Source organism: Paraburkholderia sp. MPAMCS5 (assembly GCF_036016995.1).
In the GTDB taxonomy this organism is placed as follows: Bacteria; Pseudomonadota; Gammaproteobacteria; order Burkholderiales; family Burkholderiaceae; genus Paraburkholderia.
Genome location: NZ_JAYXBK010000003.1, coordinates 110,905 through 130,306, shown reverse-complemented (window position 1 = coordinate 130,306; position 19,402 = coordinate 110,905). Strand labels below are relative to the sequence as shown.

Here is a 19,402-nt window from a genome sequence, read left to right as displayed (position 1 = left end):
TTGTAACCGCGTGGTGCGCGGGCTGTCTCAGGTTGAAAACGGGGTTCAGGGTTCGAGAATCTGGCTGATGCGCGAGAGCGCTTCGAGTGTGTGCAGCAGGTGCTCGCGCATCGCTTCGGACGCCTCTTCGTTGCGCTCGCGCTCCAGCAGTTCGAGCAGATGCAAATGCTGCTTCGCGTGTTCGATATAGCGTTCGCGATGCTGCATCGAGCGATACGACAGCAGGCGGCGCACGCGATTCACGCGCCTGATCGTGTCGATGAAAAAGCTATTGCCCGACGCCTCCACCAGCGATTCATGAAAGCGCACGCCGCGCTCGTGCAACTGGTCCGCCGTATCGGTTTCGATGCCGCCCGCGAGCAGATGCTTTTCCACTTCGCGGCAGCGTTCCAGCACCTTGCGTTCGAGCCGGTAGCCGGGTTCGAGGAGCGCGGCGGGTTCCAGCGCGAGGCGCAGCCGGTAAGACTTGAGAAGACTGTCGGGCGTGGTCAGCATCGACGAAAACTGCCAGCCGTAGCCGGGCTTGCGCTCGGCCCAGCCTTCCTGCGCGATGCGTCCGAGCACGGCCGTGAGCTGCGCGCTCGTCAAACCATAGCGGTTGCGGATCAGCTGTTCCGGGAACTCGTCGGGCAAATCGCCCTTCAGCCGGTCTTCGGCGATCTGGAAATAGACGCTCGTCACGACATCGGTTTCGGCGAGCCCCAACTCGCCGACCACGTCCGCAAGCGGTTCGATCACGGGCTTCGCGACAAAGAACCCGCGGTTCTTCTCGCGCGTCAGAATGCCTTTCTCGTGCAGCAGCGCGAGCGCCTCGTTGACGGGCGAGCGCGACACGCGCAGGCGGTCCGCGAGCATCTGCGCGGGCAGGTGAGCGCCCGCGTCGAGTCCTTCGGTCTTGATCAGTTCAACGATCTGCGTCGCAATGGATCTGTCGATCATGTGGGTTGTGCCTTTCAGCCTTCTACTTGTTTCGCGTAGCGCGGCTGAGGCTCCGGTTCAAGCCTCCCGCGCCGCGAGGTTCTTCTGCAAGATCAGCGGGATCACGCCGCCCGAGCGCAACAGCGCGCATTCGAGCTGGGTCTCGACGGCCGCCGTCGCCTCGATGGCGTCCACGCGTCCGTCTACCCGCATGATACGCACCGGCACCTTGCAGCGGGGCGACAGCGTGTCGGCCGGCGCATCGACTTCGAGCTTATCACCCGGGCGCAGATCGAGCGTATCGGGATGCACGCCCGCCGCGAACCGGATCGGCAGAATGCCCATGCCGATCAGATTCGAGCGATGAATGCGCTCGAAGCTCACCGCCAGCACCGCGCGAATACCCAGGAGCCGCTGGCCCTTGGCCGCCCAATCGCGCGAAGAACCCGTGCCGTAGCGCTCGCCCGCGACCAGCACGACCGGATCGCCGTCGTCCTCGTAGCGGCGCGCGGCTTCGAAAATCGGCAGCACGTCGCCGCTCGGCACATGCAGCGTGTGCGCGACCGGCATGCCGGCGCGCAGGCGGTTCACGAGCGTCCGGTTGAAGAACGCCGCGCGCACCATGACTTCCCAGTTGCCGCGCCGCGACGCGAACACGTTCAGGTCGTCGCGATCGTCGCCGCGCGAAACGAGAAAGTCGGCCACGAAGCTGTCTTTCGGAATCGCGCTCGCGGGCGAGATGTGATCGGTGGTGACGTCGTCGCCGAGCACGAGCAGCGGATACGCGCGGTACGTGCCGAGCTGGCTGCCTTCACTCGCGGACGCGAACGGCGGCCGGCGCAAGGCCGTCGAGGCCGGATTCCACGGGAATTGCGCGGTGCCGGGCGCATCGAGATCGTGCCAGGCCGGGTTCCGGCTCGCGAGCGCGAACGCGCGCGGATAGTCGCGCGGATCGGCGGCCGCGCGCACGAGTTCGGCGACTTCCTCGCGGCTCGGCCACAGATCGCGCAGATAGACCGGCGTGCCGTCGGCGGCATGCTGGAGCGGCTCGCGGGAAAGATCGCGTTCGGCATCGCCCGCGAGCGCGAACGCGATCACGAGCGGCGGCGACATGATGAAACCGAGGTCGAGGTCCGGATGAATGCGGCCGGGGAAATTGCGGTTGCCCGAGAGCATCGCGACCGGATACGCACTTTTATTGGCGATGGCCGCGCGCACCGGCTCGGTCAACGGCCCCGAATTGCCGATGCAGGTCGTGCAGCCATAGCCGACGATGTCGAAGCCGACCGCCGAAAAATCGTCGATCAGGTTGGCGCGCTCGAGATACGCCGCGGCAGCGGGCGAACCCGGCCCGAGCGACGTCTTGATCCACGCGGGCACGGTGAGGCCCAACGCCCGCGCCTTGCGCGCGAGCAGACCCGCGGCGACGAGCAGCGCGGGATCGGACGTGTTGGTGCAACTCGTGATTGCGGCAATCGCCACGGGATGCTTCGGCATGACGGGATCAGCCAGCGCCGGTTGAAAGTCGAGCTTCGCGAGCGCGGCCGAGGTCTGCGAATAATCGAGCAGATCCTGCGGACGGCGCGGCCCGGCGATGTGCATGCCGATGCTGTCGAGATCCACGTCGATGCTGCGCGTGTAGCGCGGCGTGGCTTGCGGATCGAACCACACGCCGGCTTGCCGCGCAAACGTCTCGACAAGGCGGATCGACGGTTCGGAGCGATGAGTCGCGCGCAGATAGTCGAGCGTGTGCTGATCGACGGGGAAAAAGCCCGTCGACGCGCCGTACTCCGGCGCCATGTTGGCGACCACGGCGCGCTCGCCGGCCGTCAGCGTCGCGACGCCGGGCCCGAAATACTCGACGAACTCGCCCGACACGCCGATCGCACGCAGCCGCTGCGTGACGGTCAGCGCGAGGTCGGTCGCGAGCACGCCTGGGCGCAGCGCGCCCGTCAGACGCACGCCGATCACGTCGGGAATGCGCTGCATGACCGGCATGCCGAACATCACCGTCTGCGCTTCGAGTCCGCCCACACCCCACGCGAGCACGCCGATGCCGTTGATCATCGGCGTGTGGCTGTCGGTGCCGATCAGCGTGTCCGGCACCGCCCATTGCTCGCCGTCGCGCTCGACGGCCGTCACGACGGTGGCGAGCTGTTCGAGGTTGATCGTATGCATGATGCCCGTGCCCGGCGGGTGAATGCGCACGCCCTTGAGCGCCTTCGACGCCCAGCGCAAAAAGCGGTAACGCTCGGCGTTGCGGCGCAGTTCCAGTTGCAGATTCAACGGCGCGGCATCGCTGCGCGCGAAATATTCGACCGCGAGCGAATGATCGACCGACGAGTCCACCGGCAAGACGGGATTGAGCGACGCCGGATCGGCGCCGGCTTCGGCCAGCGCGTCGCGCATCCCGGCGATATCCACGAGCGCGGGTGTGCTCGTCGTGTCGTGCATCAACACACGATTGGGCTGGAACGCGATCTCGGCTTCGCTGGTGCCGCGCGCCGTCCACGCGAGGAGTCCTTCCACGGCTTGCCGCCGCTCGTCGCCGTCGGTATTGCGGATCACATTTTCCAGCAGCAGACGCAGCACGACGGGCAATTCACGCAGCGCGTCGCCGAACATTTGAGGCAGATCGACGTAGCGATAGGAGGTGCCGTCGACGCTCAACCGGGCTTCAGTGGGGGAGTAAGTGTTTTCCATGACTGTATTTTTGCACTTGTACGGTTCAAAATGCAATCTAGTGCAAACCCCAAAGCAAAAATAATCGTGGAGACAGGTCGTGAGGAAAGCCGGTCGTAAGGGGCGAGAGGACGGCCCGAGCCGCGCCCGGCGGCACCTCGTTCAGGGCGCGGCGTCGTTCGCGGCGTCGTACGCGGCGCTGGCCGCGCTCGGCAGCGCCACGCGGACGGCTTTCGCGCAAGGGCACGCGGCGCACCCCACAGATTTCACAGGAACAGAACCCATGTTTGCTTATGTCGGATCGCGGACTACCCGCGAACGCAACGCCCGCGGCGATGGCATCAGCGTATTTCGCGTCGATGCCGCGACGGGCGCGCTCGCGCTCGTGCAACTCGTCGAGGATCTCGTCAATCCGTCGTTCCTTGCGCTGTCGCGCGACGGCGAACATCTCTACACCGTGCACGGCGACCTGAGCGACATCAGCGCGTTCAAGGTGGACAAGGCCACGGGCAAGCTCGCGTTCATCAACCGGCAGAGCACGCAGGGCAAGAACCCGGTGCACCTCGCGCTCGATCCGTCGGGCCGCTACGTCGTCGTGTCGAACCACCTCGGCGCGAGTCTTGCCGTGCTGCCGATCGCGGCGGACGGCTCGCTCGGCGAGCTGACGCAACGGGTCCATCTCGACGGCCCGATCGGCCCGCATCGCGTCGAGCAGAAGCAGGCCAAGCCGCACTTCAATCCGTTCGATCCGAGCGGACAGTTCGTGATCGTGCCGGACAAGGGGCTCGACCGCGTCTTCACATTCCGCTTCAAGGACGGACAACTTTCGCCCGCCGATCCGGCGTTCGTCGTGTCGCGCGAAACGGCGGGGCCGCGGCACCTCGCGTTTCATCCCAAGGGCACGCACGCGTACGTGGTCAACGAACTCGACTCGACGGTGACAACTTATCGCTATTCGCCGGCTAACGGCGCGTTGACGCCGGTGCAGATCGTCTCGTCGCTGCCCGACACCTACACGGGCAACAGCCGCGCGTCGGAGATCGAAGTCGATCGCGCGGGCCGCTTCGTGTACGCGTCCAATCGCGGCCACGACAGCATCGCCGTGTTCCGCATCGACCCGGCGAGCGGGCATCTCGCGTTCGTGCATGCGGAGCCGACACTGGGACGCACGCCGCGCTTCATGACGGCGACGCCCGACGGCCGCCACCTGTACGCGCTCAACGAAGACAGCGACAGCATTGTCGCGTTCTCTGTCGATCCCGCGACGGGACAACTGAAGCCCACCGGTTTTTCCATCGAGTCGGGCAGTCCGGTGTGCATGGTGTTTTCAGAACATCGCGCGTCAGAACACGCGTAACACCGCCGCCAATCGCCACACTGTTTTCAAAGGAACCTGGCGGCGTGCCGCCAGCGGAGAGACACATGCAAGCAACGCAACCCACGCAGGCCATCGACGAGCGCGCGCTCGTGCGCAAGATCGCCTGGCGCATCATTCCGTTCGTTTTCATTCTGTACATCATTTCGTATCTGGACCGCGCGAACATCGGCTACGCGGCCTTGCAGATGAACCGCGAACTCGCGCTGACGAGCGAGGCATTCGGCTTCGCGTCGGGGATCTTTTTTATCGGCTACTTTCTGTTCGAAGTGCCAAGCAATGTTCTGCTCAACAAGTACGGCGCGCGCGTGTGGATCGCGCGCATTCTCGTGACGTGGGGCATTGTTTCGGTCGTCTCCGCGTTCGTGCATAACTCGACGCAGCTCTACGTGCTGCGTTTTCTGCTCGGCGTCGCCGAGGCCGGGTTCTTCCCCGGCATCATCGTGTATCTGACTTACTGGTTCCGCGCCAAGGAGCTCGCGACCACCGTCGCGCTCTTCACGGCGGCGATTCCGGTGTCGTACATCATCGGCGCGCCGTTGAGCACGTGGATCATGGACAACGTGCACTGGATGAACTGGAGCGGCTGGCGCTGGATGCTCGTGCTGGAAGGTGCGCCGGCGCTGATCGGCGGCGTCATGTGTTTCCTCTATCTGACCGACCGGCCGGCGGACGCCAGATGGCTCAAGCCGGAAGAGCGCGACTGGCTCCTCAACGAACTCGCGAACGACCGCAAGGCGCGCCCCGACGCCAAACATCTGGGCGCGCTGAAGGTGATGGCGAATCCGAAGGTGCTGTATCTGTCGTTCATCTACTTCGTGTATCAGTGCGGCAGTCTCGGCGTCGGCTACTGGATGCCGCAGATCATCAAGGGCTTTTCGAAGACGCTGACCCACACGCAGGTCGGATTGATCGCGATGGTGCCGTATATCTTCGCGACGATCGTGATGGTGTTGTGGTCGCGCAGTTCGGATCGACGTAGCGAGCGGCGCCTGCATTCGGCGATTCCTCTCGCGGTTGCCGCGCTCGCGCTGCTCGGCGCCGGACTCGCGACGAATCCGTATGTGTCGATCACGATGATCAGCCTGAGCCTCGCCGGACTCTATGCGTTCAAGTCGCCGTTCTGGGCGTTGCCGACGCTTTTCCTCACGCGTTCGACGGCGGCTGTGTCGATTGCGGTGATCAACTCAGTCGGTAATCTCGGCGGCTTTGTGGGGCCGTTCGCGATCGGCTATATGAAGGGCACCGGGCAAAGTGCGACGCCGGGCTTGCTGTTTCTGTCGGCGTTGCTCGTCGCCTCGTTCCTCATGACTTATTTCATTCGCATCCAGGAAGGGCGTTCAACGCAGGCCGCCGGGGCGATTGCCAATCAGAGCCGCTAACTGCCGCGGCTGTCGTTGTCGCGGCGCATCGAAAAACCATAAACGTATCACCACAGGAGATGTCTTGATGAAGAAGTCGTTAATGTCGTTAGTCATGCTAAGCGGAGCGGCGGGCGTCGCAGGCGTCGCGCACGCGCAAAGCACGGTGACGCTCTACGGAATCGTCGATAGCGGTCTGAACTACACCAACAACGTGCAGACCGCGAAAACCGCGACGGGGCTGACGGGCGGCCGTCAGATCGCCATGATCGAAGGCGGCTCGGGCGGACTGCAGGGCAGCCGTTGGGGCCTGAAGGGCGCCGAAGATCTAGGCAGCGGCCTGAAGGCGCTGTTTCTGCTGGAAAGCGGCTTCTACAGCAACAATGGCGTGCTGAATCAGGGCGGCGCGATGTTTGGCCGCCAGGCGTACGTTGGTTTGAGCAACCCGATCGGCACCGTGACGTTGGGCCGCCAGTACGATCCGGTCGTGGACATGTTCGGCCCCGTTTCTCGCCGCGCCGCAGTGGGGCGGCTACATGACCTCGCATCCGGGCGATCTCGACAATGCGCTCAACTCGCGCCGCATCAACAATTCGATCAAGTTCCGCAGCGCGAACTATCGCGGGCTGACCGTCGAGGCCATGATGAACCTCGGCGGCACGGCCGGTTCGTTCTCGAACAACTGGATCTGGGGCGCGGGCGCGAACTATTCGAACGGCCTCTTTTCGATCGGCGCGGGATACCTGAACGTCCGCAATCCGAACACGTCGTTCTTTGGCGCGAATCCGAATGCGGGACCGGCCACGAGCAACAACCTGGGGAGCTTCGGCAGCGCGACGAGTCCGGAAAGCAACCCTGTGTTCGCCGGATATTCGTCGGCGAACCGGCTGGAGATCGCGGGCGTGGGCGCGGGCGTGACGCTCGGTTCGCTGAACGTGAACCTCGCGTATTCGAACACGCGCTTCGAGAACCTGGGTTCGTCGTCGGGACCGAACACGCTGCGCTATAACGGCGCAGCCGCCTTCAATAACGCGGAAATCAACGCGAAGTATCAGATCACGCCGTCGCTGCTCGCGGGTGTCGCGTTCGATTACACGCGCAATGGCGGCGCCGGCGGCAAGGGCGGCGCGAACTACAACCTGTTCAGCGCGGGTCTCGACTATTTCCTGTCAAAGCGCACGGACGTGTACACCGTCGCGGTCTACGAAAAGGCGAGCGGCACCGATTCGCTCGGCCAGAGCGCGGTCGCGCAGATCACCGGATTGACGCCGTCCACCACGGACAAGCAGATGTCGTTGCGTGTGGGTATTCGACACAAGTTCTGAGTTGCGCCGCGTTCGTCAGATGAATGAGCGACCGACGAACGCGTTCCGGCATTCACCGCAGAATATTCCAGAGAGAAAAACCATGAAAAGGCTATCGAAGCAAACTGCATTCAGCATCGCCGTCGCACTCGCGAGCGTGGCCAATGTATCGCCGGCATGGGCCGGTGACGCACCGACTATTTCCATCATGGTCGGCGGCATTTCCAAGTTCATCTATCTTCCCGTCAAGCTCGCTGACCAGCTCGGCTATTTCAAGGACGAGAAGATCCACGTCGAACTGCTTTCCCAGCCTTCAGGAGTTGACGCCGAGAACGAATTGCTTGCCGGCCCGGTGCAAGCCGTGGCCGGAGCGTACGACCATACCATCGACCTTCAGAGCAAGGGTAAGGAAGTTCAGTCGATCGCGACCTTCCTTCAGGTTCCCGGAGAGGTCGAGGTCGTATCGAAATCGTCGTCGATGAAAAGCATGGCGGATGCCAAAGGCAAGACGTTCGGCGTGACGGGGTTGGGCTCATCGACTGATTTCCTGACACGCTATATGGCGCTGAAAAGCGGTGTGACCTCGCAGCAATATTCCACGCTGCCGGTCGGCGCGGACAACTCGTTCATTGCCGCCGTTCGGCAGCATCGGATCGACGCCGGCATGACGACCGAGCCGACCGTGTCGCGACTTCTTGCAACGGGCGATGCTTCCATCATGGTGGATTTGCGCACCGTTGAAGGCACAAAAAAGGCTTTAGGCGGCATCTATCCGTTCACAGGTCTTTATGTCGATGCGCATTGGCTGGCATCGCATAAGCCGGAGGCGACCGGTCTGGCGCGAGCGATTGCTCGCACAATGGCGTATATCCACACCCACTCAGCCGAGGAGATCGCGGACAAGATGCCCAAGGACTACTACGGCGGCAATAAGTCGCTTTATGTCCAGGCGTTGAAGTCAACCCTGTCCATGTATACACCGGACGGAAAGATGCCTGCCGGCGGACCGGAAAATGTGCTGACCGTGCTTTCGACGATGAATCCGGCCATCAAGTCCAGGCAGATTGATCTGAAGAAGACTTACACGAACGAGTTCGTGAGCGCTGCCACACCATCATAAGTTCAACGGCGAGACGCCGTGACGACTGTTCCGGTGCCTCGCCCGTCTCATTCCGTCAGGAGGAAAAGGACCGGAATGAAAGTCTCGACGAAATTAAAAAGCATGCCTTAATAAAACGGACGCCTTAACATCATGACAACAATCGGAGCGGATTCGCGGGCGTCTGCACGCCACGCTCGAAGCGCGCAAGCTGTTTTCTGAAGTCAGGAAGGTCTATCAGTCGATCGCGTTTCACGACGATCCTATGGTTGGCCCGTCACACGCTGCACCATCGCGTAGAGCACCGACATCTGCAGGCCGCTCTTGAGTGCATAGTTCGGGTCGTATTGATTGGAGTACCCCCACCAATCGAAGCATGCATTCGGATTGGTGGGCCCCGGCGCAGACGACGCAATCGTATCGGGATAGACGACCACCAATTTGTTCGTGTCGGCCCATTCGTTGATGCCGGCCTCGGTGACCCAGCGGTTTCCGATAAGTGACGCCTCCTGTAGACAGCCGTGAAGAGCGAGCACGAATCCGCATTTATTCCCTTGCGCGCAGGCTTTGGGAACGAAAACGCTTCCGGTTGAACTCATCGAAAGGTTTTGCGATGCCCCGAACTCCGTTTGATCGAACGCCGACAGCGTACCCGAGAGCTTTCCATCGTTGCGGGGTTTCAATGGGCCGAGGAACATCGTCAGCCACGTTTTTACCGAGTCATAGACCGCGCCGCTCGCTGGGCAGCGCACCATGTAGGGGCTTCCGAGCGTGCCGCATGCAAGTTCGCCGTCAGGCGATTCCCAGCCGTGCTCGGCGGGAAACGCATTGTCGAAGTGAACATTAGCCCCATAACGCCGATATTCCGAGTCGAGATCGGCCATCTCCAGCGGATTGACGACCTGGTCTTGCGTGCCGGACCAGAGGTAGACGGGCTGTCCACGCAGATTGGTCGCTGGGTCGATGGTCCCCAGGGACGATTGCGCGTCAAGATACGCTTCGGATGCCGTCAGCGTGCTGTTTGTACGACGCCTGATTCGAGGCAAGCGTCAAGCCGCCACAATTGGCCAGAGCAGTCGCGGCGCCTCCGGCGCCGGCACACCAGTACACTCCGCCAGCGTAGATTGCCGCCCCTTTGAAGGTCGAAGCGTGGGCAACGTGCATCTGAACTGCGGCGAAACCGCCCGACGAGATACCCGCGACGAAAACTTTCGCCGGGTCAATCTGGTAGTGCTGAAGTTTTACGATTCCGGAAGAGGTCGATCCACCGTGTGCGGTGGGGCTCGCGGCGGCTAGCGATGCTTTCATGACGCCGCCCTCTGCACCTGTGCCGACCGGATCGCCGCCGCCCCCGCACCCGGCAAGTCCGATCGCCAATACAACTGCCGGCGCTAACCGCAAGCGCAAAGCCTTTGTCATCAATGCCGTCTCCTTGTCGGAGCAAAATAAATCAACAACGTCGCTGAGCCCGTCGAACTGCTCACCGTTTCGCCTTCTACAGGACGCGCACTGACATAAGTCATCGACAAGGCGTGAACAGATGATTGCGGCCTGCGATGCGCCAGAAGGGATACGCCGGCTCAGCAAGAATCGGTCCTGCAAAACAGCCGATATTTTCCATTGGCCATTCGCTCTCTACAGTGGCGAGGTCACGTCGAATGACCGCTCTGACTCTGAACGTCAGAAGACCTCGCGCTTTCAGGATTCGACATCCGTTCCCTTCGCATAGGGCGAGGCGGGTCGTCCGGCGGCGCGCCGGAGAGGACACGGCGGTGCCGTGCCGCGCACAAAAAGCCCCGAACGCGCCGGGCGCACGATAAGAGGTGAACGCCACTCAGTTGACGCGAGCTAGGGCTTTCGAGCAGGCACGTAGACGGAAGTGCTGCGATTGTCTGGCTGAGGCTGGGACACTCTACCGTCTGCCCCGCGATCCTGGCGTCCATTGTTGTCGTTCGAGGTGTTGTTCCTGGTCGGCGCGGCCTGTGGCGCAATACGATTCAAGGTTTGCAGTTGCAGCAGTTTCAGGCGCTGGTTGTTGCCGTCCGCGTGGGCCGTATTGGCCGTATTGGCCACGCAGCATACGCATATTGCGCCAAGCATTGGCGCCCATCTCGTGATCATGGTCATTAGCGTCTCCCTTCGCGCGGCGAACCACTCGGCGCGTTTCGAGTAGTGCGTTCGGGTGTCCTGGGCATGCTTGCGGTTGGCTTCGACAGCGCCAGCCGAACCATGCGAATCCGGCGGGCGCTCAGGGCTGTTTCGTCGGATCAGGATTTTTCCGGGCGCATGAGTTAATGATAGTGCGGCAGTCCAAGGGCCGCTGACCGGTGCACCGCGTGTCCACCTGCGAATACCCGCGAGTCGTCGGTGTGGTTTTTCGCGCAGAGCAATTGTGATACGCAGCCTTGTGCTTTAAGGTATAGCTCGAAAGTCAAGCTATCCCTGACTTCGAGTGTGCGTGTTGACGCCGGCCGTCGAAATGGCGCCCGGCCATTTTTTTGCCGGTTTGGGCGCAGACGGCAGGTGGTTTGGCACAGGGCCGGCGCCCGTTAGCGAGCGCATTGCGCTGGGCAGGACAGACCGGGCAGCCATGTCAGAGCCTCGATTACTAACCTGGAAAGCAGTCCATGACAGAGAGGCTTCGGAGTAGCGACAGGCGTGCCGTCTCGGGCACGGCAGGGGTGGGCTCGCGCATTTCGCCCCGCGGTGTTGCCAGGAAGCGCGACTGCTTTCTTGATCCGCGAGTCAAACCCACGCTGAACGGCCTCGCACGCAGGCTCGCGCGTACCCGTGACCAACTGATGAAGCGCTGGTTAGCGGAAACATCAGAACAATGCGAAAAGACCGATGTCGGTTGCGACCCGCAACTCGCAGGTTATTTCGCTTTCGCCATGGAGGAGGTATGCGCCGGCCTGCTGATTGTCGAAACCGACCCGTCCTTGTTAGCGCATATCAGTGTCAAGCTGCCGGGTAAATCCCTGCCCGCGCAATGGCGCGTAACCGACCTGTTTAAAAACATTGAATCGTTGCAGCGTTGCTTGAAGGAAGAGATCCGCAGCTACTTCGGTACAGGCGCGGCTACCGTGGAGGTCCACGTGCGTGCTCACGAGACAGTCGAGCGCACCTTCCGCGCAATTATCGAAAGTGCCATCGAGGCGCGGATGCAGCGTCAGGCAGCCGAGGTGTCGGTGGCCCAGGCCGGTCTCCAGAGGGCGCTGACCGCGCTCCAGGCGACGGAGGAACGGCTGCGCGTTGCGACGAGCGCTGCGGGCATTGGCATCTTCGAGTGGTGTGGCGTCTCACGCAAAGGCGTTTGGGAAAACCGTCGGATGTACGAGATCACCGGGCAACCGGAGGAGCAGGGCCCGTTGACCGGAACTGAGTTCATGGCCCAGGTCATCCATCCCGATGACGTCGAACTGCTGCGGTCCCATTTCCAGTCCCGGCTGCTCTCTCGCGAGCCGGTGCATGTCGCTTTCCGGCTGTATCGCAAAGCAGACCGGGCGCTGAGGACCGTCGAAATGTTCGGTCATCTCGGTCCGGCAGTGGGGCAAGACGATTTTCGATTTGTTGGCAGTTTGTGCGATGTGACGGAGCGCGCTGACGCAGAGGCGAAACTGAAGGACGCCGATCGTCGGAAAGACATCTTTCTGGCTACGCTGGCGCATGAACTGCGCAACCCGTTGGCCGCCGTGCGTAACGCCGGCCATCTGCTGGGCCACAGCGCCGGCGCCGATCCTCTCAGGCGGGAGTGGCTGCGCAATGTGATCGAGCGCCAGACGGCCCACCTGTCGCATCTCATTGACGACCTGCTCGACGTGTCGCGAATCACCACGGGCAAGATCGAGTTGAAGCGACAGACCTTTGATATCGCGGAAGCACTGGAGCATGCGCTGGAAATCGCGATGCCGGCCGCGGTGCAGCGGCATCAGGACCTCATCAGCCTGCCTCTGGAGAGACCTGTTTATGTCAATGCAGATCCTGCCCGGATTACACAGACGTTTTCAAATCTGCTCGACAACGCCATCAAGTACACCGAGGATGGCGGCCGCATCATTGTTGCAGCAACGGTCGTCGCGCATGAGGTGTGCGTCACGGTCTCGGATTCGGGCGTGGGCATTTCAGATGACGCGATGCCCCACGTTTTCGATCTGTTCGTGCAGGGCTCGGGCCACGGTGAACCATCCCGAGGAGGCCTCGGCATCGGGCTCTCTGTTTGCAAGACCCTGACCGAAATGCATGGAGGCGCGATCGCCGTTAGAAGCGAAGGCAGGAACAGAGGCAGCGAGTTCGAAGTACGCCTTCCCATCTGCCCGGGCAAGGAAGAAGCCAGGCGCGGCTTCGCCGCAGGTCAGCCGCACTGCGCGCGGTTGCGAGTGTTGATCGTCGACGATAACGTTGACGCTGCGCTGTCGCTAGCAATGATTCTGAACTCGCATGACGTTCGCACGGTGCACAGCGGGGAAGAAGCGTTGAAGATTGCCGCTTGCTTTGACCCACACGTCGTACTGCTTGACCTGGGTCTGCCAGGAATCAGCGGCTTTGAGGTAGCTCGTCGTCTGAGGGACCATCAACTGTTGCGCGAGCGGCTCAAGATTATCGCGGTGTCGGGATACGGGCAGCCTGAAGACATGGCCCGGTCGTCCGCTGCGGGCTGCGACAGCCATCTGATTAAACCAGTGGACATCGAATTACTGCTCACGATCATGGGGCGAATTGCCGAGGAAAGTAACGCTGCCGGGTGAATCGTTGTGGGTTGACCGCTACCGCTAGCGCTGCCAAAGCGGCTTGTTCGAGTCCTGGAGCTGACAAATCGCACGCTATGCGCTCACGCAAGCCATCGCCATCGATCTGGCGGGACGCACAAGGTGAGCGTAGCCTGTCCGATCTTCACGGCCACGGAGCTGAGTAACTTTGCTTCGACAGCGGGCAGCGTTTCGAGCGGGGCCGACAGATCTGTGGTAGAAGCACTGCCTACGAATATTGATTGAAAGGAGCGCGCGGTGAAAAGGACCGCCGGAAGCAAACAGGTGGTCGCAGTACGCGTCACACCACAGATCGAGCAAAGGTTGCGGCTGCTCGCCGAAGTCACGGGGCGCAAGCAGTCGTTTTTCATCGAACAGATTATCGAGAGCGGCATCGGTGCGATCGAGGCTACGTGGCTCCCCTCGGATGTTGTATCGCAGATCCGCGAGGGCACCATCCCTTCCCTGCAACAGCACGACGTTGTCATCGCAGACCTCTTTGACGGTCTTTGAGGGTCTTTGAGGGTCTTTGAGGGTCTTTGAGGGTCTTTGAGGGTCTTTGAGGCGGCGTTCGCAGTAATCAACCCTGCCCGATAACCCGCACGACCTGTCCGGATAGTCAGGATTTAACGACTGTGGGAAGCGCGCCAATCGAAAGGCCACGCCAATGTAAAAGCCCGCCGGACAGGCGGGCCGAAGGTCATGAAGAAACGGAAAAGCGTGAGCATATAGAACGTAAAAAAAGCATCATGCCCTCACTGCGCCGCAACCGGGAAAATCGCGAATCATTCACAGCCGCGCTCGTCGCGCGGCCCTTGCATCAGTGAGATGCGAAGACTGACACCCCTCCGTTGACAAACCCATTTGCGGCGCATGTCGGGCAACCGGCCGGCGCGGTTGCCGACGAGTAAGGCACGAACACAAATCCGGTCGCAGGATCAATCGCAACCGAGTGCGCATTGTTGCCCGTGTTCAGGCGCGTCACCACACTTCTCGTGCCGGCGTCGACGATATTGAGGACCGGTGTGCACGGCGACGCTGCCGAACAAGCTCCGTTCGTCGAGGCATTGCCAGACGCCGTCCATCTGCTGGACGCATTGTAGTAACGGTTGGTCGCAGCATCGTACGCGAGTTGATCGCCCCCGCCCGCATTCACCGACGCCACAAGTGCGCCGCTTGTGCGATTGAAGATTTGCAGCAGCAGCGGTGCACCCGTCGTGGCTTCCCGACAGCCGACGGCAATGTCGGTTCCCGGTCCCAGTGCGAGACCCGTAGGGTCGCAACTTCCCTCCGGATACATTGCGACACCTTGGAGCGCAGTGTAGTTTTGTGCGCCGGCCGCAGGAATGGAGCGAATTGCGGCTCCGGGAAGCTTAACCAGCTCACCATGCGGGTTCGCGGTACTGCCGTCGACGTTGACGTAGAAGTTATCGCTGGCTGGGTCATAAACGCATGCTTCGAGGCCCGCAGTCGGTTGTCCGGCGGAATCAGTAAATGTCACTTTCGCGACCACAGCTTGCGTGGTGGTGTTGATGAACGTGGCAAACGGGGGCGATTCTTCGGGGCTTGAGATCATGAACATGCCGTGGACCGCGTCGAGACATCCTTCGTCGGCACGTACGCCGGTCGTACTGACACCGATGTTGCTCGAAACCGACCCTGACGTGGGATCTACAATTTTGACGGAGTTCACATCTCCGACATAAATGAGGTTGCCGACAGGCGTCGCCCCATCAGGTCCGGATTTCGAACTTGGGCCAGGTCCGACGCCCGCAAACGCGAGACCACCGTTGCCTTTGATTGATTGAACAAAGCTCTTGCTGGGGATATCGATTTCGTCCAGCGCGGCATTGTTCCGGTCGGTGAAAAAGAAGCGACTGCCCAGAACGGTGCTGATATCGAACGAGAAGTTGACGCCAGACGTTACGTTCGGAATCGAAATGTCAGCCACCAGGTGCGGACCCGTTGAAATATGGTCACTGCCACCGCAACCAGCGAGTACAAAAGCCGAACTCGCCAATGCAGCGCCCACCAATTTTGAGAAGTGCATTCAATATCTCCTATGTTGTCTTTACAATTCGAACAACTAACGAATGCTACTGGTCTCTCCTTATGAAACGGACGTTGTCGAAACACTGACAGACGTTGTTACGAGTCGGGACTGCGAAAAAATCACGATCTCCATGATGCTGAGATCCATCTGGCACGTCGACGCGAACAGCTCAACGGATTTCATTTTGTGTCAATTCCGTGCAATGTTCACTCATGGAAACTACTAGGCGAGCGCGATTAAGTAGTTAGAAATCTAATGGTCGGGATATCGTATGAATGTGCGTGATCTCGCCGCTCCTGGAAATTTCAGTTCGCTAATCCGATAGTCGCCGAAAAGGGCGAGAGGGCCTGAAGGTACTGCGATCGAAACTGCGCGAAGGTCGAGTGAGCGCGGGGATGACCCTGCATCAGCCTTTCAGAATGGCTGAACATGGAGCGGCCTCGATACGATGAATTGACCTGTTGAGCCGGACAACGCGCCCGGCGATTCAGGAGATCTTTTGCGACATCGCGGAAGCTGGGTGGCAAACCGTTTGGAAGAGAAAATTTCAATGACGTGGCCATTTTCGCCGCCTCGGTGTTGTTCCTCGCGCGCATTGCGAGTATCGACAAACGGCGATTCGGTATTGCTGTCTGCCGCGCGCAGCGTGGTCCGCGCTTTCATGGCCAGATCTTCGTGCAGGCCGTTTTCTTGTTCTTCGAATTCTTCAAGATCGGGCAGCGCGTTACGCGCGCCTTCCAACGGGCGCATCAACTCGTCGAGTTTGATTTGCATCGCAGCCGCGTCGCGGTTTCGCATGTTCTGAGATCATGAAAACCATCCGGAACGTGACGATCGTGGTTGACCTAATGACGACGAGTTGCCACGTGTCGCCATAGTGAGAAAGCGGCCCGGCGATCCCCACATCGTCACGAGCAGGACGCCGACCTCGAACTTCCTGGGCAACACGTCGATGTGGAACGTCGACGTGGAAGGATAGCCTGGGAAGTTCGCGAGCCATTTGCCGTTCATCGCAATCTCCGTCGTAGGTCTGGCTCAAACGATGGGCGCATGGCGGGCGGCGCGGGCTCTCGTGCGTTGCCCGAAGTTGCGCCGGTGATATTCTTTCGCATTACTGCATTTGAGCGCGCACACGCGGCGAACGAACAATTCTTTCTCGCATGACTCGGCGTTTGGCGTTGGGCATCACGCGAATCCGAACAAGGAGGATGAACTCATGATCGAACAGCGAGATGCGGCGCCCGACAGCACGGCCGCACGCGTCGCTTTATGGCGTGCGCTGCATGTGGAAGCGGACGCGCCGCCTCATGTCCTCGACGACACAATCGGCCTGAAGCTTCTCGCTCCCGGCGACGATTGGCGCGAGCGCGGCGATATGGACCCGCAGTTCACGCGCCCGTTTCGGGCTTCGATCGTGGCTCGTGCACGCTTGATCGAAGATCTGGTTATCGAACAGGCCGGCCGTGGGATCACGCAATACGTGATTCTTGGCGCCGGGCTCGACAGCTTCGCGCAGCGCAGACCGGAGATTGCCTCGCGCCTCACTGTATTCGAGATCGACCAGCCGGGTTCGCAGGCGTGGAAGCGCCAGCGGCTGATCGAGCTTGGCTTCGGCGTGCCGCCGTGGCTGCGCTTTGTGCCAGTGGATTTCGAGGCCGGACAAGCGTGGCACGACCGGCTCGTGACAGAGGGTTTTGACTGCGACAAGCCAGCCGTTGTCGTTTCGACGGGTGTGAGCATGTATCTCACGCGCGATGCCAACGCGGCCACGCTGCGCCAGGTCGCGGCCTTCGCGGGCGGATCGACGCTCGCCATGACCTTTCTCTTGCCGCTGGAGATGGCGGACCCCGATGTGCGACCCGGACTCGAAATGGCGGAAAAGGGCGCGCGCGCCAGCGGCACGCCTTTCCAAAGTTTCTTCACGCCGCCGCAGATGCTGGCGCTTGCCAGGGAAGCCGGCTTTGCGGAAGCACGGCATGTGTCGGCGGCCGATCTTACGCGGCGCTACTTCGCGCAGAGAACGGATGGCCTGCGTCCGCCGAACAATGCCGAAGAGTTGCTGATCGCCAATACGTAAGCTGTTTTTGTGTCGCGGCGTGCATGGCGTTAGTGCAGGCAATGCGGTCGTTGCGCGATAGAACGCCAGAGGAAGGTTGACCACCACTTCCAGCGTAAAGCGCGTGCGGGGTATTGCCCGAACGCCGGTTGACGCAGTACTGACAGTCATACAGACAGAAGGGAGCGCCAGCATTTTCAGGAGTGACACACGGCGTCGGTCTGGCGTGAAGCCGCGATAAATTCCAGTGCCACTGGAAGTGCCCAGTCCCTCGACGCCGAGCGGACCAGGTAGTTCGAGTTTTTGTGCAATTCCACGTTGCCGCCACTACTGTATGGATGTACAGTAGTGTACGTGGGCCGTCGCGAAGTGCAAGCGTTTTTTGTGCGGTGGTCCGAGGCAGTTCTTGGTACGTTCCGCGGCGCGATCGGTGCGAGCACTGGCGGTCGCGGTCAGTTCAACGTGAAGAGGAATCCATGTAAATGCCGGCTCCAAGCACGCAGCAAGATGCCTGAACAACTGTGGTTGCCTGGGTTGGAGGCGCCCCCAGCGCCAACAGACGGCCTCTTTTTCGCCGTGTTCCCCGACACCAATACAGCGGCCAGTATTTCAAAGCTTGCGCAGGGGCTTTGCGGGGAGTCGCGCACGCGGAGCAAGCCGCTCGCGGCGAGCCGTTTGCATGTGACATTGCACCACCTCGGTGTTTTCGCCGGCGGGCTGCCGGCAGCTTGCGTCGACGCGGCGATGCGAGCGGCTGGGTCGATTCGCATGGCGCCGTTCACTGTCGAATTCGAAACGGTGGTCAGCTTTGCTGTGAAGCCGCGACCGGGGCCGCTCGTGTTGTCGGGAGGCGAAGGCGTCGCCGGTTTGCGCGCGCTTCACGACGCGTTAGCGGACGCGTTGCGCAATTGCGGCATCGAGACCCGCGCGGCTGCTGCGGCGTTGGCCTACACGCCGCACGTGACGTTGGCTTATGGCTTGCCGTGGGCTGCGGCGCGCCCGGTCGAGCCGGTCTGCTGGAATGTGCGTGGCTTTGCGTTGATCCACAGCTTGCTCGGGCGCACGCGGCACATTGTGCTGGAGCGCTGGCCGCTTGAGGGTGGTGAGCCTTAGGGGGCAGCACCGATTCGCGCGGTTCAAAGCCGACGAAGCCTGGGCGCATGTGCGTCCCCTTGCGCGAACGCCGAAACGCCGGGCGGAGCGCAGAAGGAGCGCGTGTGGGACGACAGGAGGCGACAGGAGGCAATTGCGGCGAAACGAACCCTCGTGCGCTCCCTGATAGAATGTTTGGGCCGCAACGTAGTGGATTGCAGATGAGATTGCTTGATGCGTTAGTCGAACAGCGTATTGCCGCCGCAGCCGCGCGCGGCGAGTTCGACGATTTGCCGGGCGCGGGTGCGCCGCTTAACCTGGACGATGACCTGCTGGTCCCAAAGGAAGTGCGTGTCGCCAACCGGATTCTGAAAAATGCGGGCTTCGTGCCGCCTGCTGTTGAGCAGTTGCGCGCTTTGCGCGACCTGCAAGCTGAACTCGATGCCGTGAGCGATAGAGCTACCCGTTGCCGTCTCCAGGCTCGCATGCTGGCGCTCGACATGGCGCTCGAGTCGCTGCGCGGCGGCCCTTTGATGCTGCCTCGGGAATATTGTCGTCGGATCGCCGAACGGCTGTCGGCGCGGGCTTCCAACGCGGCCGCACCTAACGCCGATGCCTTTGGCGTGGCGACTTGCGGCGCGAATATCGTCGGCGCGGGACAGCAGTGAGCGAGCCCGTCATGCCCAGCGGCGCACCTCGCCCCGACCCGATCGAGGC

Annotated in this window: 15 protein-coding genes and 2 pseudogenes; 9 read left to right on the top strand and 8 right to left on the bottom strand. The window is 61.6% G+C overall.

Translation table 11 applies throughout. The annotated features are described in order from the left end of the window. Positions 1–45: 45 nt before the first annotated feature. Complete coding sequence (locus VOM14_RS08200) at positions 46–939, bottom strand: GntR family transcriptional regulator (RefSeq protein ID WP_327628229.1); 894 nt, start codon at positions 937–939, stop codon at positions 46–48. Between the two features lie 57 nt (positions 940–996). Beyond that, the gene (gene acnA, locus VOM14_RS08195) at positions 997–3,621 is read right to left on the bottom strand and encodes an aconitate hydratase AcnA (protein ID WP_327628228.1); all 2,625 of its coding nucleotides are present in this window, start codon (positions 3,619–3,621) and stop codon (positions 997–999) included. Positions 3,622–3,883: 262 nt separating this feature from the next. On the opposite strand from acnA, the gene VOM14_RS08190 reads away from it, so the two are divergent. The 4 genes and pseudogenes from VOM14_RS08190 (at position 3,884) to VOM14_RS08175 (ending at position 8,760) form a co-directional block, all read left to right on the top strand. Then, positions 3,884–4,957: a lactonase family protein gene (locus VOM14_RS08190; protein ID WP_327628227.1), complete on the top strand. Its 1,074-nt coding sequence runs from the start codon at positions 3,884–3,886 to the stop codon at positions 4,955–4,957. A gap of 65 nt (positions 4,958–5,022) precedes the next feature. Next, on the top strand, positions 5,023–6,357 hold the full coding sequence (locus VOM14_RS08185) for an MFS transporter (RefSeq protein ID WP_327628226.1): 1,335 nt from the start codon (positions 5,023–5,025) through the stop codon (positions 6,355–6,357). 67 nt (positions 6,358–6,424) lie between these two features. Further along, positions 6,425–7,661: pseudogene (locus VOM14_RS08180) on the top strand (porin). A gap of 82 nt (positions 7,662–7,743) precedes the next feature. Then, positions 7,744–8,760, top strand: coding sequence for an ABC transporter substrate-binding protein (locus VOM14_RS08175; RefSeq protein ID WP_327628592.1), 1,017 nt, complete (start codon positions 7,744–7,746; stop codon positions 8,758–8,760). 242 nt (positions 8,761–9,002) lie between these two features. Here VOM14_RS08175 and VOM14_RS08170 read toward each other — a convergent pair whose 3' ends face one another. Then, positions 9,003–9,785 carry a hypothetical protein gene (locus tag VOM14_RS08170; RefSeq protein WP_327628225.1) on the bottom strand — a complete coding sequence of 261 codons (783 nt, stop codon included), beginning with the start codon at positions 9,783–9,785 and terminating at the stop codon, positions 9,003–9,005. Continuing rightward, positions 9,727–10,158, bottom strand: a complete 432-nt coding sequence (locus VOM14_RS08165) for a hypothetical protein (RefSeq protein WP_327628224.1) — start codon at positions 10,156–10,158, stop codon at positions 9,727–9,729. Before VOM14_RS08165 ends, VOM14_RS08170 begins: the two co-directional genes overlap by 59 nt. Positions 10,159–11,366: 1,208 nt before the next feature. Between VOM14_RS08165 and VOM14_RS08160 the strand changes: the two genes are divergently transcribed. Together VOM14_RS08160 and VOM14_RS08155 are read left to right on the top strand one after the other, a co-directional pair. Then, positions 11,367–13,484 (top strand): ATP-binding protein, encoded by a 2,118-nt coding sequence (locus VOM14_RS08160; protein WP_327628223.1) that lies wholly within the window; start codon positions 11,367–11,369, stop codon positions 13,482–13,484. A 258-nt stretch (positions 13,485–13,742) separates the two neighbouring features. Then, on the top strand, positions 13,743–13,997 hold the full coding sequence (locus VOM14_RS08155) for a hypothetical protein (protein ID WP_327628222.1): 255 nt from the start codon (positions 13,743–13,745) through the stop codon (positions 13,995–13,997). A gap of 307 nt (positions 13,998–14,304) precedes the next feature. On the opposite strand, the gene VOM14_RS08150 is transcribed toward VOM14_RS08155, so the two are convergent. The 3 genes from VOM14_RS08150 to VOM14_RS08140 all read right to left on the bottom strand — a co-directional run bounded on the left by VOM14_RS08150 (position 14,305) and on the right by VOM14_RS08140 (position 16,537). Then, entirely contained in the window at positions 14,305–15,534 is a 1,230-nt protein-coding gene (locus VOM14_RS08150) for a YncE family protein (protein ID WP_327628221.1), read from the bottom strand. 417 nt (positions 15,535–15,951) lie between these two features. After that, the gene (locus tag VOM14_RS08145) at positions 15,952–16,335 is read right to left on the bottom strand and encodes a low affinity iron permease family protein (RefSeq protein ID WP_327628220.1); all 384 of its coding nucleotides are present in this window, start codon (positions 16,333–16,335) and stop codon (positions 15,952–15,954) included. Further along, positions 16,262–16,537 carry a low affinity iron permease family protein gene (locus VOM14_RS08140; RefSeq protein ID WP_327628591.1) on the bottom strand — a complete coding sequence of 92 codons (276 nt, stop codon included), beginning with the start codon at positions 16,535–16,537 and terminating at the stop codon, positions 16,262–16,264. Before VOM14_RS08140 ends, VOM14_RS08145 begins: the two co-directional genes overlap by 74 nt. Before the next feature lie 216 nt (positions 16,538–16,753). On the opposite strand from VOM14_RS08140, the gene VOM14_RS08135 reads away from it, so the two are divergent. Then, positions 16,754–17,614, top strand: coding sequence for a class I SAM-dependent methyltransferase (locus VOM14_RS08135; RefSeq protein WP_327628219.1), 861 nt, complete (start codon positions 16,754–16,756; stop codon positions 17,612–17,614). 54 nt (positions 17,615–17,668) lie between these two features. Here the strand turns inward: VOM14_RS08135 and VOM14_RS08130 are convergent. Continuing rightward, positions 17,669–17,872, bottom strand: a pseudogene (locus VOM14_RS08130) (putative DNA modification/repair radical SAM protein); the annotation flags it as partial. A 228-nt stretch (positions 17,873–18,100) separates the two neighbouring features. On the opposite strand from VOM14_RS08130, the gene VOM14_RS08125 reads away from it, so the two are divergent. Both VOM14_RS08125 and VOM14_RS08120 read left to right on the top strand, forming a co-directional pair. Next, positions 18,101–18,706, top strand: coding sequence for a 2'-5' RNA ligase family protein (locus VOM14_RS08125; protein ID WP_327628218.1), 606 nt, complete (start codon positions 18,101–18,103; stop codon positions 18,704–18,706). 200 nt (positions 18,707–18,906) lie between these two features. Continuing rightward, positions 18,907–19,353 carry a DnaJ family domain-containing protein gene (locus VOM14_RS08120; protein ID WP_327628217.1) on the top strand — a complete coding sequence of 149 codons (447 nt, stop codon included), beginning with the start codon at positions 18,907–18,909 and terminating at the stop codon, positions 19,351–19,353. Positions 19,354–19,402 lie beyond the last annotated feature (49 nt).

Excerpts from the sequence above, each read along its gene's own strand:
- VOM14_RS08200 (WP_327628229.1), bottom strand. The coding sequence starts at position 939 with ATGATCGACAGATCCATTGCGACGCAGATCGTTGAACTGATCAAGACC.
- acnA (WP_327628228.1), bottom strand. The coding sequence starts at position 3,621 with ATGGAAAACACTTACTCCCCCACTGAAGCCCGGTTGAGCGTCGACGGC.
- VOM14_RS08190 (WP_327628227.1), top strand. The coding sequence starts at position 3,884 with ATGTTTGCTTATGTCGGATCGCGGACTACCCGCGAACGCAACGCCCGC.
- VOM14_RS08185 (WP_327628226.1), top strand. The coding sequence starts at position 5,023 with ATGCAAGCAACGCAACCCACGCAGGCCATCGACGAGCGCGCGCTCGTG.
- VOM14_RS08175 (WP_327628592.1), top strand. The coding sequence starts at position 7,744 with ATGAAAAGGCTATCGAAGCAAACTGCATTCAGCATCGCCGTCGCACTC.
- VOM14_RS08165 (WP_327628224.1), bottom strand. The coding sequence starts at position 10,158 with ATGACAAAGGCTTTGCGCTTGCGGTTAGCGCCGGCAGTTGTATTGGCG.
- VOM14_RS08160 (WP_327628223.1), top strand. The coding sequence starts at position 11,367 with ATGACAGAGAGGCTTCGGAGTAGCGACAGGCGTGCCGTCTCGGGCACG.
- VOM14_RS08150 (WP_327628221.1), bottom strand. The coding sequence starts at position 15,534 with ATGCACTTCTCAAAATTGGTGGGCGCTGCATTGGCGAGTTCGGCTTTT.
- VOM14_RS08145 (WP_327628220.1), bottom strand. The coding sequence starts at position 16,335 with ATGCGAAACCGCGACGCGGCTGCGATGCAAATCAAACTCGACGAGTTG.
- VOM14_RS08140 (WP_327628591.1), bottom strand. The coding sequence starts at position 16,537 with ATGGCTCGCGAACTTCCCAGGCTATCCTTCCACGTCGACGTTCCACAT.
- VOM14_RS08135 (WP_327628219.1), top strand. The coding sequence starts at position 16,754 with ATGATCGAACAGCGAGATGCGGCGCCCGACAGCACGGCCGCACGCGTC.
- VOM14_RS08125 (WP_327628218.1), top strand. The coding sequence starts at position 18,101 with ATGCCTGAACAACTGTGGTTGCCTGGGTTGGAGGCGCCCCCAGCGCCA.
- VOM14_RS08120 (WP_327628217.1), top strand. The coding sequence starts at position 18,907 with ATGAGATTGCTTGATGCGTTAGTCGAACAGCGTATTGCCGCCGCAGCC.